The sequence below is a fragment of the Vreelandella nigrificans genome, from assembly GCF_002374315.1.
GTDB lineage: Bacteria > Pseudomonadota > Gammaproteobacteria > Pseudomonadales > Halomonadaceae > Vreelandella > Vreelandella nigrificans.
Genome location: NZ_NWUX01000003.1, coordinates 221,002 through 238,178 on the forward strand (window position 1 = coordinate 221,002; position 17,177 = coordinate 238,178).

A 17,177-nucleotide genomic window follows, 5' to 3' on the forward strand; every position below is an offset into this window, starting at 1 on the left:
TATTTGGTTAACAAAGAGGGTAGTCTGTGAGTCATCGTGCGCACCGCCATAATAAGGAAGGCCCTTGTCATTTCTCCTTGATGTCATTGTCGGCTACTAAACGGCTGATATTTGTTGGCGTACCACTGTTGATACTTTGGGTCTTAGTGGTATGGGCTGGCGGGTGGTTGAGATGAGTCAGCGCTCACTATCACGCTTACAACTGCATAACCTGCATTTGGCGCAAGCAAGGCGCACTGTGCTGGAACATATTGAGGGCGATTTTCAGCCAGGGGCGATTACGGCACTTATCGGTGCCAACGGCGCCGGTAAAAGTACGCTGATCCAGGCCATCATGGGTGAGTTACGGCCTATCAGTGGCAAAGTCGTGTGTACGGTGCCGAAAGAGCGCCGAGCGTGGTTGCCCCAGCAGCTGGCATTAGATCTCACCTTCCCCATGAGTGTGGAGGAGTTGGTGATGACCGGCAGTTGGCCAAGTCACGGGGCATTCACTGGCTACTGTGCGGCGCACTACCGCAAGGGTCGTGAGATTATGGCCCGCCTGGGTATTTCGCATTTGGCCCACCGCCCGCTGGGTGAGCTTTCCGGTGGCCAGCGCCAGCGTGCACTGATTGGGCGCACACTGATGCAAGAGGCTGAGCTTTTACTGTTAGACGAGCCGTTTGCCAATGTGGATAGCGATACGGTGGATATTTTGATCCGCATTCTGCGCCAGATGGCCGACGACGGCGCGACGATCATTGTGGTACTGCACGATATGGATCACCTGCGCCGCCTGGCCGACGAAGTACTGATGCTAAGCGGCGGCCATAGCCGCTGGGTCGCGCCCAGTGAGCTTACTCATCAACATGCACCTGCCCAAGTGGTGCCGTTCACGCTGGGAGGTCGCCATGCTGGATCTGCTTAATGCTTGGTTTATCAGCCCATTCGATTACGGCTTTATGCGCCGCGCCGTGGTAGGCGGTTTAGCGCTTTCGCTGGCCGCTCCGCCGTTGGGAGTGTTTTTGGTGCTGCGCGGCATGAGTCTGATTGGCGACGCCATGGCCCATGCGATTCTGCCCGGCGTAGCGTTAGGGTTTCTGCTGGCGGGGTTTTCGCTCCCGATGATGAGCATTGGCGGCGTGCTGTTCGGGTTACTGGTCGCGCTGCTGGCGGGGGCGGTGTCGAAAATGGGCGGTCAGCGTGAAGATGCCGCTATGGCGAGCTTTTTTATTATTTCTTTGGCGGCCGGTGTGATGTTGATTTCATTAGGCGGCAGCAGTGTCGATCTTACCCACGTGCTGTTTGGGTCCATTTTGGCTATCAATTCCACCGCGCTGCTGCTGATCGCGGGCATCAGCACACTGATTGTAGTGACGCTAGCAGTGGTGTTTCGCGCCCTGGTGGTGGAATGCTTAGACCCGCTGTTTTTACGCGGTCAAAGCCGCCGCAGTGGCTGGGTACACAGCGTGTTTTTAGGGCTGCTGGTGCTGAACTTAACCGCTGGCTTTCAAACCCTGGGCACATTGATGGCGGTGGGCTTAATGATGCTACCCGCCACCTCGGCACGCTTTTGGAGCAACCGTTTAGAGGGGCTAATCGGTATTGCTATTGTGCTGGCCATGGTGGCGAGCACCGGCGGCTTACTGCTCTCTTTTCACTTAGATATCCCTTCGGGGCCCAGCATTATTTTGCTGGCTGGAGTGGGTTATCTGTTTTCGGCCCTGTTTGGCCGCTACCACAGTTTGGCGGCCAAGCTGCGGCGTAAAACAACGCCGTTGGCAGTAGAACAAGGGTGTTGATCTTTATCGTTCATGCTTAACCGTAAAGGAGTGCTGTATGTCTATTGCCTCTTCATCGCGCTGGTTAGTTGGCGTTTCCGCTATGCTGGCGTTGCCTGCGGCCATCGCCAATGACCGCGTCCAGGTCGTCACCAGCTTCTCGATCCTTGCCGACATGGTGGAAAACGTAGGTGGCGATCACGTTGATGTGACCTCCCTGGTTGGCCCTGATGGTGATGCTCATGTGTACTCACCTACTCCAGGGGATGCGCGCTCCCTGACGGCTGCTGACTTAGTCGTATTCAATGGCTTGATGTTTGAGGGCTGGATGGAGCGCTTGGTTAGCGCTAGTGATTACGATGGCCCCCTGGTCACTGCGACGGATGGCATTTCGACGATAGCGTATGACGAGCATGATCACGACCACGGGCATGATCACGACCACGGACATGACCACGACCACGGACATGATCACGACCACGGACATGACCACGAACACGGACATGACCACGACCACGACCACGAACATGGTGAATATGACCCTCACGCTTGGCAGGATATGCAACAAGCCAAGGTGTATGTGGCCAATATTCGTGATGGGCTAATCGCAGTAGATGGCGACAATGCTGAAGCTTATCAGGCTAACGCCGAGCGCTATCTGGCAGAGATGGCTGCCGTGGATGCAGAGATTCGTGCATTAATAGAAGAGATTCCAGCCTCTGCCAGCGTGATTACTGGTCACGATTCCTTTGGCTACTTCTCAAATGCTTACGGAGTTAACTTCCTCTCCCCGGTAGGTCTTTCCACTGAAGCTGAGCCCAGCGGCGCCAGCATGGCGGCACTGGTCGATGTTATTAATGAGCAGAATGTCAAAGCACTGTTTCATGAGAACATGACCAATCAGGCGGTTATTCAGCAGTTGGCCGAAGAGACTGGCTTGCCGATCGCAGGCACTCTCTACGCCGATGCGTTGGCGTCAGAAGGTGACGCTAGCACTTACCTGGGTATGATGCGCCACAATGCGCAGCTGCTTCACACGGCGCTAGCCGAACCGGGTCATGATGATCACGGTCATTCTCACGACCACGACCACGACCACGACCACGACCACGACCACGACGATCATGGTCATAGCCACTAAGCGGCCAACGTCAACAGCGCTGCTCAGGCATCAGCATTAATTGCCGTGAGCAGCCACTCCCGAAAAGACGCCATCGCGTGGGTTTCTGTGCGCGTCTGTAGGCGAGTGAGCCAGTAACCTCCCAGACTGACAGTGGTGTCAAAGGGTTGCACCAACGCGCCACTGTTCAGTTGCCGGGAGAACATCAGGGGTGGCGCCAAGGCCACGCCTACCCCTTGTATGGCGGCTTCCACCATGGCGATAGAAGAGTCAAACACAATGCTTTTGGCCATCGGAAAGCTACCTGACAGCCCCGCCACTAATAGCCACTCGGTCCATTCATCGGCGCGATAAGAGCGCAACCACGTCTCGCCCAAGACATCAGCAGGTGTTGTGAGTCGAGCAGCAATAGTAGGCGTACACATTACCGATAATGATGCCGGCAGCAACGGCTGTGCAGCGGTACCGTGCCAAGCGCCAGTGCCAAAACGAATAGCTAAATCTAACCCCTCTGCGGCTAAGTCCGCACGATTGTTGTGGGTAGAGAGGCGCAGGTCGACAAAGGGATACTTTTTCTGGAAATCCTCCAGCCTCGGCAGTAGCCAGCCAACAGCAAACGTACCTACCACACCGACGTTCAATACCTCACGGTAGCGGCTCTCGCCGAGCCGGTCCAGCGTATGGGCCATCTGGTCGAACGAGCTTTCAAGCACTGGCAGCAACAGTTCGCCCTCTTGGGTAAGCATTAGCCCCCGTGGCAAGCGTATGAATAGCGGTACTCTCAACTGACCTTCAAGCAGCTTAACCTGATGGCTAACAGCGGCCTGGGTCACACAAAGCTCTTCTGCCGCTCGCGTAAAACTCAAATGTCTGGCCGACGCTTCAAAGGCACGCAGCGCCTTTAGCGGCAGGTAAGGACGCACCACTTGAACCCCCAAATTTTTCTAATGGCTCATGCAAAATATCGCTGTTTGTGAATCTTCGCAGCGCGCCGTATGTTAGCTCTTTAGCACGCTTATATAGGCAGGCTTACGCTATTTCAACTGGCGACATTTATTAAGCGCCTAGCTTCAACAATAGGAACAGGATTCTCGTATGCGTACGATATTAGCAGCAAAAACCCACCTCTTCATGGCAACTTCTCTGCTATTTAGCAGCTCGGCTTGGGCGCTCGGGGATACAGATAACGGGGAAATCGAGGCGCTAGTGAACGACACTATCGCACAGCTGATGGATGAGCATCGCATCCCCGGCATGGCCGTCGCGCTGAGTATTAATGGACAGCAGCATTACTTTAATTATGGGCTTGCTAATCAAGAAGCAAGTCTGCCGGTAACGGAAGAGACGCTGTTCGAGCTAGGCTCCGTTAGTAAAGTCTTCACTGCTGCACTGGCAGGCTATGCGCAAACCAGCGGCGCCCTTTCGCTTTCCGACCCGGCCAGCCAGTACCTGCCAGCCCTTGAAAACAGTGCCTTCGATGAGATTACGCTATTAGAACTGGGCACCTACACTGCGGGCGAGCTCCCCCTACAGTTTCCCGAGTCGGTACAAAGCGACGCGGAGATGATCAACTACTACCAACAGTGGCAACCCGAGTCCTCCCCCGGTAGCCATCGGCTGTACTCTAATCCGAGCATCGGCCTACTGGGTTACTTAACCGCCCAAAGCCTTGGCCAGCCCTTCGAGACGCTAATGGAGGAAGCGTTGTTCGCACCACTGGGGCTTGAAGATAGTTATTTTCAGGTGCCCGACGAGCAGCAAGCGCACTACGCCTACGGTTACTCTAAAGAGGATAAACCGGTTAGGGTGAACCCAGGCATGCTAGACGCCCAAGCATACGGATTGAAATCAACAGCAGCGGATGTGCTGACGTTCATCGAAGCCAACATGAACGACACTGCAGCGGATGAGTCACTTAGCCAAGCCATGGCGATCACCCGCACGGGATACGTTGAGATGGGCCATATGACCCAGGGCCTGGGCTGGGAAAGCTACGCCTACCCGGTAGCACTTGAGCAGCTACTGGAAGGTAACTCCCTTGAGATGATCCTGGAGCCTAACCCCGCCAACCACTTGAACCCGCCGCTACCGCCCCGGCAAGCTGCGTTGTACAACAAAACCGGTTCAACCAACGGTTTTGGTGGCTATGTGGCCTTTGTACCCAGCGAGCAGATCGGTATTGTGATGCTGGCCAATCGAAACTATCCCAATCAGGCACGTATTCAAGCAGCCCACCATATCCTAACCGCCTTAACCGAGGCCCCTTGAACGATACCGCCTTCGGGCGGTTTTTTTGCATTGCATTTTATTCGGTTGATGGGGAGACTTGGCACCACCGCTTCGTTTTAACCACTGCAAAGAGCCAATACCATGCGCCTGAACGCCGACTTTAGCCACTTTGCCTGCGTTACACCGGAACATTACCGCTGGGTCAACTCCCCTAGTACTGGCGTGGAACGTATGATGCTCGACCGCGTTGGCGATGAAGTAGCCAGGGCTACCAGCTTGGTGCGCTACGCGCCAAACAGCCAGTTTAGCCATCATACCCACGGTGGTGGTGAAGAGATTCTGGTGCTCGATGGTGTGTTTGCCGATGAGCATGGCCGCTACCCAGCGGGGAGCTATTTACGCAATCCCATCGGTACAGGCCATACGCCCCAAATCGGCAGCGAAGGTGCTCTTATTTTAGTTAAACTGCGCCAGTTCGATGAGAATGACCTTCTACGACTTGCTATCCCCGCCCACCGTTTACCTTGGCAGCCCGATCGCCGTACCGGCGTTAGCTACAAAATGCTGCATACGTTCGGCCAGGAGCGAGTTAGCCTGGAGCGCTGGGCCGCTGAGGTAAAGGTCAACTACCCTTGCCTTAGCGGTGGACTAGAGCTCTTAGTACTGGAAGGGTCACTAAGGGATGGCGATACCGAATACCCGCAGGGTAGTTGGTGCCGCTACCCTGTGGGCGCAGCACCGCAGTTGCAGGCAGGTACAACAGGTGTGCAGCTGTATCTGAAGCGTGGTCACTTAGCTAGGGTTAGCCCACCAAACCTATAAAGGGCAGTAGCGTTACCAGCACAATCAAGACAACAGCGACCAGTACCAGTATCACTTGTAGCGGGTTAGCGGTTAACCGGCGCCATAGCGTTGGCGCCTCTCCTCTGGCCACCGCTTCGTCGTGCTCCCGCCGGGCTCTCGTTTGGCGCTCAGCCTGATACTCCGCCAGAGCGGCTTCAGCAGCCTCGCGCTGGTGAGGATTGCGCAGCCAGATAGCATCGACCCCCAGGCGAAAAAACCCCGCCTGGGTCTCGTATACATCAAAGCCATGCTCATCTAGCAGTTGGCGAACTTCCAGCGCCTCTTCATCCGTCACGTGGCGCAGCCGGAACAGCAAATGGGCCATATTAGTCGCCCATGGCCGCCATACGGTCTGCCTGAATCACTTCGATCCAGTAACCATCGGCGTCTTTGACGAAAATGACGTCCTTCATTTTGCCTTGGTCAGCACGCTTAACAAAAGTGACATCGTGTTCATCAAACCATGCTTGGGCAGCCTCCAGATCCGGTACAGCGAAGCAGATATGGCCAAAGCCTTGTGGCTCGGCATTGCCATCATGGTAGGTAAAGTCTGGCTGGTCTTCGGTGCCCCAGTTATGGGTTAACTCCAGCAGACCTTTTTGACTGAATGTCCAGGCAGTGCGGGCCTGGGTCTCTTCGGGCACATTATCGCCAGCTTCCACATTGGCGAGGAAATAGAGCGAAAACTGCATCTCTTCAAAATCTAACCGGCGCAGCACCCGCATACCAAACACCTTGGAATAAAACGCCAGGGCGCGCTCGGGGTCTTTTACCCGCAGCATCGTATGATTTAACCGAAACCCTTGTGTTTGAGGTGCAGCGGAGGCAACACCTGGGTGCTGTTCACCTTGGAAACTCATAATACGCTCCTTTAAATAACGCGAAACTTTGACGAAATTAACACTTTGTACAAGGCTGTAATCTACATCCAACGAAATAAGCCGCAATTCTGCTACTAGTATTTACCATGAGGGTGGCTGATGGCTAATTCCAGCCCTGTTTCTATGCTCAGAAGAGCATTCTAAGTAAAACGCTCTGGGTAAAACGTTTTGGGGGAAGCATTTTGGGGAAGGCACTTTGGGGAAAGCAAGGAGGCTAGATGCCCCACGGACAAAACCTGGGTGTATCAGTAGTATTGCGTTCTCTGGAAAAACCGATGCAACACCTTAACAATTACATTTCAGAAGTTTCACATGGCATGTTTATTAATCAACTGCCTTTCCATTGATGAATGAGATACCTAGCAGGCGGCGCTCATACGGAGCTTGTCATGACTGAAATCGATATTTCCCTTGGCGACCGCCTAACCTTAAAGCAGTTGGCTCACGCTCTACAGCACGGCTTTTCACCGATAGTGGAGGTCGAGTCGATGGATGGTATTTATAAAGTTCGCTTTCATCACGCTAACGGCGTCTCTGACCTGTGCAATAACGAAGGCCAAGTGAGTACTTTTTTAGGTACCGGTGAAATTCGCGATACGCTTGGCCAACTAGGGCTAACCCACGGCGTACTGACGTTCTCCGACCAGTGCGGCGATGAGATGATCGGCGTAGAAGGCAAAGCCATGACGCCCGAGGAAATGCTGACGTACGGTACTCGCATCGCGTTTCGCTGAGCTAATTTACGCTACGGCTACGCTCGCCTTAGCGTTAGAGGCTTTACAGACCGGCCTGAGCCAAGGATAGTACTCTCACGACAGGGGCGCCCATGCTTAGCAGGGCTGAGAAGCACCCTTTGAACCTGAACCGGATAACACCGGCGTAGGGAGTCGTGGTGCTGCTGCATCACCTCCCGGCCGGGAGGACACTATGCTTTCACGCCCCCTTGGCGATTACCTCAGTGCCCTGCGCGATGCCACGCCGCTGGTACATTGCATTACTAACTATGTGGCAATGAACAGCACTGCTAACCTGCTACTCGCCACCGGCGCCTCCCCCGCAATGCTTCACGCTCAAGAAGAGGTAGCTGAATTTACAGCTATTTCTGGCGCGCTATCGATTAACATTGGCACCCTTTCCGCACATTGGGCGGATGCCATGCTGATAGCAGCACGCACCGCCCAAGAGCAGCATATTCCCTGGGTTCTTGACCCAGTCGCCGTTGGCGCTACCGCATTTCGTCAACAGCTGTGCAGTGCGTTACTAGTCCATCAACCCAGCGTTATTCGTGGCAATGCATCTGAAATCCAGGCACTCAACGGATTAGCTGGCCAGGGGCGTGGTGTGGATGCCACCGCCAGTACCCATGAAGCAGCGGCAGCAGCTATTTCGTTAGCGCAGCAATATCGCTGCGTGGTGGCGGTCACCGGTGAGGAGGACTTCATTACTAACGGCACTGATCATTATCGGCTTAAAGGTGGCCACCCGCTGATGCCACGTGTTACTACCTTAGGCTGTGGGTTAAGTGCGCTAGTTGCAGGCTTTGTGGCGGCTAATCGTACACAGCCACTGGAGGCCAGTTTGGCCGCACTGGCCTGCTTTAGCATTGCAGGTAGCCGTGCGGGCCAGCAGGCCCAAGGCCCAGGCAGTTTTCAAGTAGCACTATTAGACGCGCTCTATCAGTTAACGCCCGAAGACCTCTCTACTATTGCCCAAATGGAGGCAGTGCATGCCGTTTGATCTCTCGCTCTATTTAATCACCGATGCAGAGCTGTGTGCTGGCATTGGCCTTGAAAAAACGGTTGAAGCGGCTGTTCAAGGCGGCATTACCATGGTGCAGCTACGCGACAAGCACGCCAGCGACGAGCACATGATCGCCCAAGCTAAACGCCTTAAAGCCGTTTTAGCCGGTAGTGGCGTGCCGCTGATTATTAATGATCGCCTGGTGGTGGCCGCCGAAAGCGGGGCCGATGGCCTACATGTGGGCCAAAGCGACACCGCGGTGCAGGAAGCTCGCCAAACACTAGGCTCCAACGCCATCATCGGTCTTTCAATTAACACCCTTACCCAGCTGCAGGATGCCCCCCTTGAGCTGCTGGATTACGTTGGCTTAGGGCCTGTGTTTGCGACCGCAAGCAAGCAAGACCATGCCCAGCCAATAGGTTTTGAGGGGTTAGCCCAACTTGCCAGCGCAAGCCAACTACCCTGCGTGGCGATTGGCGGCTTAAAGGCCGAACACGCGGCACGGGTAAAAGCCGCCGGGGCAGACGGCAGCGCAGTTATTTCCGCTATCTGCGGCCAGCCCGACCCGCGCCTTGCAGCGCAGGCATTCCATAGCCCATGAACCAGCTCGAACACCTGATGGCCTTTGTAAAGGTGGCCGAGCTAGGCAGTTATACTCGCGCAGCTGAGGCGCTGGATCTGTCCCGTACGCGAGTATCCCGCCAAGTGATGGCGCTTGAAGCGTCGTTAGGCGCTCGGCTGATTCAGCGCACCACGCGACGGCTGCATCTCACGGAAGCTGGCGAGCGTTACCTGGTTCGGGCCCAGGGAATTCTGCTCTCTTTAGAAGAAGCAGCGGCAGAAGTCGGCAGTGGTACCAATACGGTGAGCGGGCGATTACGCATCAATGGCCCTATGAGCTTTGGTACCCGCTACCTCTCGCCGCTCGTTGCACAGTTTATGCAAACCCACCCTAAGCTTGAGGTGCGTTTAGACCTGAATGATCGCCGGGTTGATCTACTGGAAGAGGGTTACGACGTCGCTATTCGTATCGGCAACCTACCCGACTCCAGTTTGGTTGCACGGCGACTCACCCGGTGCCAAATGTTATTTTGCGCATCACCTGGCTACCTCGCTCAACATGGCACACCAGAGCGTATTGAAGAGCTGTCATCTCACCGCTGCTTACGTTATCGAAGCGGCCAAAACAGTGGAGACTGGAGGGTTGGCGATCGTGCCTTTAGCATTTCTGGGCCACTAGAAAGCAATAATGGCGATATGTTGACCCACGCGGCGGAGGCAGGCCTGGGCATTGCACAGCAACCTAGCTTTTTAGTGACCGATAGCATTGCTAGTGGGCGTTTAGTGCCTATTTTGCAAGACTTACCGCCCTCCCTGCTGGAAATTCATGCTCTTTACCCGGCCCGCCACTACTTACCGGCTAAGGTAGAGCGCTTTATTGAGCTATTAGCAGCAGCATGGGGTGACCCACCGGTATGGGAAGTCGAACTTGGATTGTCGCCTTTTTAGCAACAGTGAAGTTCACTAGCAGTGGATTATCTCAGTGTCTTTCAGCAGTAGAGTAGCGTTATCGCATCCAGCGTGATGCTAACGACTAAGAGAAACTGCCATGACCACTGCTAACACTGCATCTCTCCCTCTCCACGCAACCGCCTTGCTACGCATCAGCTTAGGCGTAATGGCCTTAGCTCACGGCTTGCTGAAGGTGTTTGTCTTCACCTTACCTGGCACCGTCGGCTATTTTGAGTCCTTGGGTTTACCGGGCTTTCTAGCCTACCTGACGATTGCTGCTGAAGTCGGCGGCGGCTTAGCACTGCTACTGGGCGTTTATACCCGCTGGGTAAGCCTTGCCTTGGTACCCGTACTGTTAGGCGCTGTCTGGGTACACATTGGCAATGGCTGGCTGTTCTCTAACGCAGGCGGCGGTTGGGAATTTCCTGTTTTCTGGACCATCGCCCTACTCGTTCAAGCAGGCCTAGGCAGTGGTAGTCTGGTTTTAAACCGTCGATTCAGCTAAACCATTTCACCTATCGCAGTGCCCCAGCATGCACTGGGGTCACCTTGTAGGAGATTGAATCATGTTACCGAGCCTGTTTATTTCCCATGGATCCCCCATGCTGGCGCTGAATAAAACACCGGCCCATGCTTTTCTACGCGAATTGGGTAAGCGGCTTTCCCCCAAGGCTGTAGTCGTCGTCTCAGCACACTGGGAGAGCCTGACGCTTAAAGTCAGTACTAGTGCCAAGCCGGAGACCATTCACGATTTTGGCGGGTTCCCGCAAGCCCTCTTCGATTGCCAATATCCTGCCTCTGGCGACCCTGAGCTGGCTGAACAAGTAGCCGTACTACTGGGAGCGGAACGTGTAGAGCGCGGCCTAGATCACGGCGCCTGGGTGCCACTTTCATTGATGTTTCCAGAGGCGAATATACCGGTGGTTTCTCTTTCTCTACCCGTGCGCTGGAGTAATCAGGCGCTAGTAACCCTAGGCGAGCGCCTATCGTTACTACGGGAACAAGGAGTTTTGATTATCGGCTCAGGCAGCCTGACCCATAACCTGTATGAGACGCTACCCCAGGACAGCCCCATCCCCACCTGGGTGGATGAGTTTTCACATTGGGTGAACGAGCATATTACCGCCAACGATCGGCAAGCACTGCTCAACTGGGAGCACGCCCCAAAAGCACAGCAAAACCACCCCACCCCTGAACACTTTCAACCCCTACTGGTGGCCATGGGGGCGGGAGGCGAAGCGACACAGTTGCACCATAGCGTAGAACACGGCGTACTCACCATGGATGTTTATGCCTTTAACTGATCGATACTCCTAGGGATTCCGGCTGCGCTGTCCTGGAGGAGGTAAGATCACGCATTAACAGGGCAAACTCAAGCTGCTCGGGTTGCAGGTTGATACCTGGCACGGGGATACGCACCCGATGCCCAGAACCAGGCGCGGCGCGCTGGCTTTCGCCGCGCAGGTTCTCAATGTGCTTGAGCATGAAGCGATGATTTCCACCCGGTAGCATTAACTCCATGCTATCGCCTACCTCAAAGCGGTTTTTCACTTCTATCTCAAGCAGTTCACGGCTGGTGTCGTAAGCCAGCACATCGCCGACAAACTGTTGGTGCACGCCAATTGAGCTACCTTGCTCATAGCTCTGAAACTCATCGTGTACATGGCGCCGGTAAAAGCCTTCGGTATATCCTCGGTTCGCGAGATTCTCCAGCTCATCCATAAGGCGCATATTAAAGGGTCGCCCCGCGACAGCGTCATCAATGGCTTGGCGATACACCTGGGCCGTTCGCGCTACGTAGTAATAAGACTTAGTACGCCCTTCGATCTTTAGCGATGACACTCCCATCTCCGCCAACCGCGCCACGTGCTGAACAGCACGTAGATCTTTTGAGTTCATAATGTAGGTGCCGTGCTCATCCTCATAGACGGGCATTAACTTACCTGGGCGGGTGACATCCTCAATCAGGGCCGAAAGCTCATCCTGCTCATTAGCGGTTACCGCCACTCCCTGCTGTGCCGGTATAAGGTCACCGGTCTCATCGTGCGTCGCTGCGACAGTATTATACTTCCAGCGGCATGCGTTGGTGCAGGTACCTTGATTAGGATCACGATGATTGAAGTAACCTGATAGCAGACAGCGTCCTGAGTAAGCAATACATAGTGCCCCATGAACAAAGGTTTCAATCTCTAGGTCCGGACACTCAGCACGTATTTCGCCAATCTCTTCCAGGGAAAGTTCACGGGATAAAATAATTCGGCTAATGCCCTGGCGCTGCCAAAACTTAGCGGCCGCCCAATTGACGACATTAGATTGCACTGAAAGGTGAATTTCTTGGTCTGGCCAGCGATCACGCACCATCATGATCAAACCTGGGTCTGACATAATCAGCGCATCAGGCGCAGCATCAATCACCGGCTCCATATCACGCAGGTAGGTTTTCAGCTTACTGTTATGCGGTGCAATATTTGAAGCTACATAAAACTGCTTACCACGTGCATGGGCGTATTCGATACCACGGTGCAAATTGTCGACCTTGAAATCGTTATTACGCACACGCAGTGAATAGCGCGGCTGCCCTGCGTACACCGCATCCGCACCGTAGGCAAAGGCATAACGCATATTATTAAAGGTACCGGCAGGAGAAAGCAGTTCAGGAGCTTGCATAAAGAGTCACCGTTCTCAGGACCATGGCACGCAGGGTGCTATGATGAAAGGGCTGGATTATAGCCAGCTCCAACACCCTGTCTTGCTCAACAGTCTACTTTGCTGACCCAGGTCAAAAAGTAACGGTAATAGGCCGTTGATGACACAATGAAAACAAAGGCCTTTGGGTGCCAAAGACCTTTTAGTAGCCAAGAGACTCTTTAGTGACTAACAGAGCTTTTAGTGACTAACAGAACTTTTAGTGACAAAAACCTAGTGGTGACAAACACCTGTTAGTGAAAAGAGCGCTTTAAGCGCTTGGACGCGTTTTCAGCGTTGTGCGGCGATCATGGTAGGCAATCGCCAAACCACTGCCCATAATCAGCGCGCTACCCACCCATACCCATACATCAGGCAACTCTCCCCAGAACCACCAGCCTAGCAGTACTGCCCACAACATCGCCGTGTAATCAAACGGCGCGGCTATCGCCGCAGGTGCAAAGCGGAATGCCAGTGTAATAAAAGCCGTTGCTCCAATACCTAAAACACCCGCGGCCAAAAACCCAAGCCAATGCCCAGGCTGCGGCGTCTGCCATACCCAGGGCAAGCTAATGGCTGTGATGATAAATGGCACTAACGTCATATAGAACACCATGGCCCATAGGTGCTCCCGGGCTCCATAGCGACGTGCCGTAATCATCATTAGTGCATAGAAAAAGGCCGCCCCCAATAGCGTAAGTGTGCCTAGCTGGAACGCATCCCCACCAGGGCGTACAACAATCAGTACACCCACAAAACCTGCCAGGGAGGCAATCAATACAGGTGGGTCGATCCGCTCACCAAGCAGCGGCACCGACAGCAACGTCACAAACAGCGGTGCCACAAACGCAATGGCAGTGGCTTCCGCTAGCGGCAGCAGCGTTAGCCCCCAGACGAAACACACCATCGTGGCAGTATAAATCAGCCCCCTTAAGAGGTGCACACGGGGACGTTTGGTGCGCAACTTGCGTAGCCCTCCCGCAAAATGGGCCAACAAAGCAATGAGCGGTAATGACACGAGCGTACGGAAAAAAATAATCTGCAGCGGCGAATGCACTTCGCCAAGCCACTTTGAAACAGCATCGCCAAGCGCTAGAAACAGCACACCTAAACACATACAGAGTATGCCTTTAAACGATGTTGTCATGCTTTCCTCCTGTTGGTCTCGAAGTGGCAATACCGTTAGATATAAAAAACCCCGCCAATGAGGTGAGGCATTGGCGGGGTAAGTAAACCTGGTAGCAGTTACAAGCTTGCGTTAACTACCATACAGTCCATCCCCTGAGCCTGTAGCGTCTGGCAGGCCTGCCTGGCTCGCCCTTCATCCAGAGCCACTACCCGGGCTCGGAATACCGGCGTTTGACCTTCCAAAGTATCCACTGCTACGCGACCACCCATATTATTGGGTAACCTTTGGGCAGCTTGTTGGGCTAATTGCTCGGCATGTGCAGCCTGACTGAAAGCCCCCACTTGAATCCCCCAGTTACCACCAGGCGCTTGCGCTGAGGGGGTAGCCTGTGACGAAGCAACTATGCGTTCCCGTTCAACAACTTCCTGCAGCGGGTCTTTTTCCACGGGAGCAGCCTGGGCACGTAAAAGCTGCTGTTCGACGGCTGCCGCCGCCGTGGAGCTACCTTGAGAGATAGCAGGTGTCTGCGAAGCTGCGGTCCACGTAGCTGTTGCCCGCTCCGGTGTTGCCCGAGCAGTTGTTGCCCGAGCTGTTGCGTCCACACTGGCCATCATCGGACGGCTAGGTGTGTGCTGTTGCGGCTGAGTAGGCATCGGCTGGGCAGAGCCAGAGAACCCCATAAATTCACGCGAGAAATTAGTGCTGGCCAGCCACGTTCGCTGATCGCGCAGCGCTGCACGAGCAAAACCACGATCTAGCAGGTTCGCCATATGGGTATCACGCGATGCGCCAGTAAAGCCACCCATTACAATACTTACCAAGCGCCGATTACCATGAACGGCGGTGGTTGCCACATTGAAGCCCGAAGCACGGATAAAACCTGTTTTTAGGCCATCTGCACCGGGGTAGTTGCGTACCAAACGGTTATGGCTGGTATGGCGAGTTCCCCGATAGGTAAACTCTTGGAGGCCGAAGTAGTGGTAATACTGGGGGAAGTCCTGCATAACCCGTACTGATAACCTCAGCATATCCCGTGCTGTGGTTATCTGCTGATCATCTGGTAAACCAGAGGCATTACGAAACGTAGTAGAGTTCATGCCCAGTTCGCGTGCTTTAGCGGTCATTAAGTGGGCAAAACCCTGCTCACTACCACCTAACGCTTCAGCCACCACTACTGCAACATCGTTGGCTGAACGCACTGCCAACGCCCGAATCGCCGTATCAACGGGGATGGAACTGCCTGCAGATAGCCATAGCTTGGTCGCTGGCATAGCCGCGGCCTGTGCTGAAACAGGTAGCGCTTGATTTATACTTAGCTCGCCTTTCTCAAGCGCTTCAAAGGTAAGATAAAGTGTCATCATCTTAGTAAGCGATGCCGGATAACGTGGCTCATCCGCATTTTCTGCGTATAGCACTTCACCGTTTTCCAGATCAACGACAATGCCAGCATAGCGCGGATTGGCCTGGGCCTGGCTGACAGTTCCCAGCACTAATAAAGAAAGCGTAAGCGGCAGCCACCAACGCGCTATTGCTCTTGCATACATTCCCGTTGTGGCCATACATGCCCCCGCTCAATCAACGTATGTTAAATACTCAATGATAGCCAGTTCGCCAGAAATAACCGTACCAGACTAGCACGGTTGCTTAGCAAAATACTGTCTGCTAAAGAGTATATAGGTTAAGAACAAACAGATAGACATAAAAAAACCGACCCCGCAGGGTCGGTTTTCATTTTTCTTGAAGAAGAGCGCAGGATATTACTCTGCAACCGCTTCTTCTTCAGCAACCGGGCGGTCAACTAGCTCAACGTACGCCATAGGTGCGTTGTCGCCGGTGCGGAAACCGCACTTGAGAATACGGATGTAACCACCCGGACGCTCGGCGTAACGCGGACCCAGCTCGTTGAACAGTTTGCCGACGGCTTCTTTAGAGCGCGTACGAGCAAATGCCAGACGGCGGTTTGCAACGCTATCCTGCTTGGCTAAGGTGATCAGCGGCTCGATAACGCGACGCAGTTCCTTGGCCTTAGGCAGGGTTGTCTTGATGACTTCATGTTCGACCAGCGAGACAGACATGTTCTTAAACATGGCCTGACGATGCGAGCTGGTACGATTCAGATGACGACCACTCTTACGATGACGCATGGTTGTAATTCCTTACCAAACTGGGACTCAAGTCGACGCTTACGCGGAGGCTTTGTCGTCCTTCAGGCTAGCGGGTGGCCAATTTTCCAACCGCATACCGAGGGACAGGCCGCGCGCCGCCAATACATCTTTGATTTCATTCAAAGACTTTTTACCGAGGTTCGGAGTCTTCAACAGCTCAACTTCTGTGCGCTGAATCAGATCACCGATGTAATAAATATTCTCGGCTTTTAGGCAGTTAGCGCTACGAACGGTCAACTCAAGATCGTCTACGGGGCGCAATAGGATAGGATCAACATGATCCTCTTCCTCTTCGACTTCCTGCTCTTTGTCAGCTTCCAGGTCGACGAAGGCGGCCAGCTGCTCTTGCAGAATGGTCGCACTGCGACGGATAGCCTCTTCCGGATCCAGAGTACCGTCGGTTTCCAGGTCGATAATCAATTTATCGAGATCGGTGCGCTGCTCAACACGAGCGGCCTCAACCGAGTAGGAAACGCGGCGGACAGGGCTGAAGGTAGCATCCAGCTGCAGGCGGCCAATTGCACGCGTCTCTTCATCAGAGCCACGGGCGTCAGCCGGTTCGTAACCACGACCCAGCGCGACCTTAAGCTGAATTTTCAGCTCGGCACCTTCATTGACATGCGCAATGATGTGGTCCGGGTTGACGATTTCGACGCTATGATCAAGCGCAATGTCGCCAGCGGTGACGACGGCTGGGCCCTGCTTGTTCAGCGAGAGCACCGCCTCATCGCGGCTGTGCATCTTGATCGCAACATCTTTCAAGTTCAGGAGGATTTCGATGACATCTTCCTGCACCCCTTCGAGCGCACTATATTCGTGCTCTACACCGGCAATTTCAGCCTCTACCACGGCAGCGCCGGGCATGGACGAAAGCAGAATGCGACGGAGTGCATTCCCCAGGGTGTGACCAAAGCCGCGCTCGAACGGTTCGAGAACGATTTTGGCATGATGTGCGCTGATTTCTTCGACCTTGATGTCGCGAGGGCGAAGAAACTCTGTCACTGAACGCTGCATATGAACACCTTTCTTCAGGCTGCCAAACGGATACTGAGTACTCTAAAGCACAATACTCAAGAGCATCTGGGCGGTTAGCTTTGCTATCCCGCCCAGGCC

General features: G+C 54.2%; 19 protein-coding genes and 1 riboswitch. Of the genes, 11 read left to right on the forward strand and 8 right to left on the reverse strand.

Annotated elements, in window-relative coordinates; translation table 11 throughout:
• Positions 1 to 172 precede the first annotated feature (172 nt).
• Genes CPA45_RS06360 through CPA45_RS06370 form a run of 3 tightly spaced genes read left to right on the forward strand, consistent with a single transcriptional unit; the run spans position 173 to position 2,901 of the window.
• Entirely contained in the window at positions 173 to 907 is a 735-nt protein-coding gene (locus CPA45_RS06360) for a metal ABC transporter ATP-binding protein (protein ID WP_096650759.1), read from the forward strand.
• Positions 891 to 1,781 carry a metal ABC transporter permease gene (locus CPA45_RS06365; RefSeq protein ID WP_096650760.1) on the forward strand — a complete coding sequence of 297 codons (891 nt, stop codon included), beginning with the start codon at positions 891 to 893 and terminating at the stop codon, positions 1,779 to 1,781. Before CPA45_RS06360 ends, CPA45_RS06365 begins: the two co-directional genes overlap by 17 nt.
• Before the next feature lie 37 nt (positions 1,782 to 1,818).
• Complete coding sequence (locus tag CPA45_RS06370; protein ID WP_096650761.1) at positions 1,819 to 2,901, forward strand: metal ABC transporter solute-binding protein, Zn/Mn family; 1,083 nt, start codon at positions 1,819 to 1,821, stop codon at positions 2,899 to 2,901.
• Between the two features lie 23 nt (positions 2,902 to 2,924).
• Here the strand turns inward: CPA45_RS06370 and CPA45_RS06375 are convergent, their stop codons facing one another.
• Positions 2,925 to 3,803, reverse strand: a complete 879-nt coding sequence (locus tag CPA45_RS06375; RefSeq protein WP_279628798.1) for a LysR family transcriptional regulator — start codon at positions 3,801 to 3,803, stop codon at positions 2,925 to 2,927.
• Between the two features lie 172 nt (positions 3,804 to 3,975).
• Between CPA45_RS06375 and ampC the strand changes: the two genes are divergently transcribed.
• Positions 3,976 to 5,148: a class C beta-lactamase gene (ampC, locus tag CPA45_RS06380; protein ID WP_096650763.1), complete on the forward strand. Its 1,173-nt coding sequence runs from the start codon at positions 3,976 to 3,978 to the stop codon at positions 5,146 to 5,148.
• Positions 5,149 to 5,250: 102 nt separating this feature from the next.
• The gene (locus tag CPA45_RS06385) at positions 5,251 to 5,931 is read left to right on the forward strand and encodes a cupin domain-containing protein (RefSeq protein ID WP_096650764.1); all 681 of its coding nucleotides are present in this window, start codon (positions 5,251 to 5,253) and stop codon (positions 5,929 to 5,931) included.
• Here CPA45_RS06385 and CPA45_RS06390 read toward each other — a convergent pair.
• On the reverse strand, positions 5,912 to 6,277 hold the full coding sequence (locus CPA45_RS06390; protein ID WP_096650765.1) for a DUF6164 family protein: 366 nt from the start codon (positions 6,275 to 6,277) through the stop codon (positions 5,912 to 5,914). The genes CPA45_RS06385 and CPA45_RS06390 overlap by 20 nt on opposite strands.
• Before the next feature lies 1 nt (position 6,278).
• Positions 6,279 to 6,812 (reverse strand): lactoylglutathione lyase, encoded by a 534-nt coding sequence (gene gloA, locus CPA45_RS06395; protein WP_096650766.1) that lies wholly within the window; start codon positions 6,810 to 6,812, stop codon positions 6,279 to 6,281.
• Between the two features lie 410 nt (positions 6,813 to 7,222).
• Between gloA and CPA45_RS06400 the strand changes: the two genes are divergently transcribed.
• From CPA45_RS06400 to CPA45_RS06425, 6 genes are all read left to right on the forward strand, one after another.
• A complete protein-coding gene (locus CPA45_RS06400) occupies positions 7,223 to 7,567 on the forward strand; it encodes a hypothetical protein (protein WP_096650767.1) in 345 nt (114 codons plus the stop codon).
• A 72-nt stretch (positions 7,568 to 7,639) separates the two neighbouring features.
• A riboswitch (TPP riboswitch) is annotated at positions 7,640 to 7,736 on the forward strand.
• A gap of 24 nt (positions 7,737 to 7,760) precedes the next feature.
• Positions 7,761 to 8,570, forward strand: coding sequence for a hydroxyethylthiazole kinase (thiM, locus tag CPA45_RS06405; protein WP_096650768.1), 810 nt, complete (start codon positions 7,761 to 7,763; stop codon positions 8,568 to 8,570).
• Complete coding sequence (thiE, locus tag CPA45_RS06410; protein WP_096650769.1) at positions 8,560 to 9,174, forward strand: thiamine phosphate synthase; 615 nt, start codon at positions 8,560 to 8,562, stop codon at positions 9,172 to 9,174. Before thiM ends, thiE begins: the two co-directional genes overlap by 11 nt.
• The gene (locus CPA45_RS06415) at positions 9,171 to 10,082 is read left to right on the forward strand and encodes a LysR family transcriptional regulator (RefSeq protein ID WP_096650770.1); all 912 of its coding nucleotides are present in this window, start codon (positions 9,171 to 9,173) and stop codon (positions 10,080 to 10,082) included. Before thiE ends, CPA45_RS06415 begins: the two co-directional genes overlap by 4 nt.
• 100 nt (positions 10,083 to 10,182) lie before the next feature.
• Positions 10,183 to 10,590 (forward strand): DoxX family protein, encoded by a 408-nt coding sequence (locus CPA45_RS06420; RefSeq protein WP_096650771.1) that lies wholly within the window; start codon positions 10,183 to 10,185, stop codon positions 10,588 to 10,590.
• 61 nt (positions 10,591 to 10,651) lie between these two features.
• Positions 10,652 to 11,389, forward strand: a complete 738-nt coding sequence (locus tag CPA45_RS06425) for a DODA-type extradiol aromatic ring-opening family dioxygenase (protein WP_096650772.1) — start codon at positions 10,652 to 10,654, stop codon at positions 11,387 to 11,389.
• On the opposite strand, the gene trhP is transcribed toward CPA45_RS06425, so the two are convergent.
• The 5 genes from trhP to CPA45_RS06450 all read right to left on the reverse strand — a co-directional run bounded on the left by trhP (position 11,382) and on the right by CPA45_RS06450 (position 17,078).
• Entirely contained in the window at positions 11,382 to 12,752 is a 1,371-nt protein-coding gene (gene trhP / locus CPA45_RS06430) for a prephenate-dependent tRNA uridine(34) hydroxylase TrhP (protein WP_096650773.1), read from the reverse strand. The two genes, CPA45_RS06425 and trhP, sit on opposite strands and share 8 nt — an antisense overlap.
• Before the next feature lie 289 nt (positions 12,753 to 13,041).
• Positions 13,042 to 13,917 (reverse strand): DMT family transporter, encoded by an 876-nt coding sequence (locus CPA45_RS06435; RefSeq protein ID WP_096650774.1) that lies wholly within the window; start codon positions 13,915 to 13,917, stop codon positions 13,042 to 13,044.
• Between the two features lie 98 nt (positions 13,918 to 14,015).
• Positions 14,016 to 15,458: a D-alanyl-D-alanine carboxypeptidase family protein gene (locus CPA45_RS06440; RefSeq protein ID WP_244287540.1), complete on the reverse strand. Its 1,443-nt coding sequence runs from the start codon at positions 15,456 to 15,458 to the stop codon at positions 14,016 to 14,018.
• Positions 15,459 to 15,656: 198 nt separating this feature from the next.
• Positions 15,657 to 16,043 carry a 50S ribosomal protein L17 gene (gene rplQ / locus CPA45_RS06445; protein WP_062363025.1) on the reverse strand — a complete coding sequence of 129 codons (387 nt, stop codon included), beginning with the start codon at positions 16,041 to 16,043 and terminating at the stop codon, positions 15,657 to 15,659.
• 39 nt (positions 16,044 to 16,082) lie between these two features.
• Positions 16,083 to 17,078, reverse strand: coding sequence for a DNA-directed RNA polymerase subunit alpha (locus tag CPA45_RS06450; protein WP_009099031.1), 996 nt, complete (start codon positions 17,076 to 17,078; stop codon positions 16,083 to 16,085).
• Positions 17,079 to 17,177: the final 99 nt, after the last annotated feature.

What these genes read in the sequence shown, in the direction of transcription:
- CPA45_RS06360 (WP_096650759.1), top strand. Translation starts at nt 173, where the DNA reads ATGAGTCAGCGCTCACTATCACGCTTACAACTGCATAACCTGCATTTG.
- CPA45_RS06365 (WP_096650760.1), top strand. Translation starts at nt 891, where the DNA reads ATGCTGGATCTGCTTAATGCTTGGTTTATCAGCCCATTCGATTACGGC.
- CPA45_RS06370 (WP_096650761.1), top strand. Translation starts at nt 1,819, where the DNA reads ATGTCTATTGCCTCTTCATCGCGCTGGTTAGTTGGCGTTTCCGCTATG.
- ampC (WP_096650763.1), top strand. Translation starts at nt 3,976, where the DNA reads ATGCGTACGATATTAGCAGCAAAAACCCACCTCTTCATGGCAACTTCT.
- CPA45_RS06385 (WP_096650764.1), top strand. Translation starts at nt 5,251, where the DNA reads ATGCGCCTGAACGCCGACTTTAGCCACTTTGCCTGCGTTACACCGGAA.
- CPA45_RS06390 (WP_096650765.1), bottom strand. Translation starts at nt 6,277, where the DNA reads ATGGCCCATTTGCTGTTCCGGCTGCGCCACGTGACGGATGAAGAGGCG.
- gloA (WP_096650766.1), bottom strand. Translation starts at nt 6,812, where the DNA reads ATGAGTTTCCAAGGTGAACAGCACCCAGGTGTTGCCTCCGCTGCACCT.
- CPA45_RS06400 (WP_096650767.1), top strand. Translation starts at nt 7,223, where the DNA reads ATGACTGAAATCGATATTTCCCTTGGCGACCGCCTAACCTTAAAGCAG.
- thiM (WP_096650768.1), top strand. Translation starts at nt 7,761, where the DNA reads ATGCTTTCACGCCCCCTTGGCGATTACCTCAGTGCCCTGCGCGATGCC.
- thiE (WP_096650769.1), top strand. Translation starts at nt 8,560, where the DNA reads ATGCCGTTTGATCTCTCGCTCTATTTAATCACCGATGCAGAGCTGTGT.
- CPA45_RS06415 (WP_096650770.1), top strand. Translation starts at nt 9,171, where the DNA reads ATGAACCAGCTCGAACACCTGATGGCCTTTGTAAAGGTGGCCGAGCTA.
- CPA45_RS06420 (WP_096650771.1), top strand. Translation starts at nt 10,183, where the DNA reads ATGACCACTGCTAACACTGCATCTCTCCCTCTCCACGCAACCGCCTTG.
- CPA45_RS06425 (WP_096650772.1), top strand. Translation starts at nt 10,652, where the DNA reads ATGTTACCGAGCCTGTTTATTTCCCATGGATCCCCCATGCTGGCGCTG.
- trhP (WP_096650773.1), bottom strand. Translation starts at nt 12,752, where the DNA reads ATGCAAGCTCCTGAACTGCTTTCTCCTGCCGGTACCTTTAATAATATG.
- CPA45_RS06435 (WP_096650774.1), bottom strand. Translation starts at nt 13,917, where the DNA reads ATGACAACATCGTTTAAAGGCATACTCTGTATGTGTTTAGGTGTGCTG.
- CPA45_RS06440 (WP_244287540.1), bottom strand. Translation starts at nt 15,458, where the DNA reads ATGGCCACAACGGGAATGTATGCAAGAGCAATAGCGCGTTGGTGGCTG.
- rplQ (WP_062363025.1), bottom strand. Translation starts at nt 16,043, where the DNA reads ATGCGTCATCGTAAGAGTGGTCGTCATCTGAATCGTACCAGCTCGCAT.
- CPA45_RS06450 (WP_009099031.1), bottom strand. Translation starts at nt 17,078, where the DNA reads ATGCAGCGTTCAGTGACAGAGTTTCTTCGCCCTCGCGACATCAAGGTC.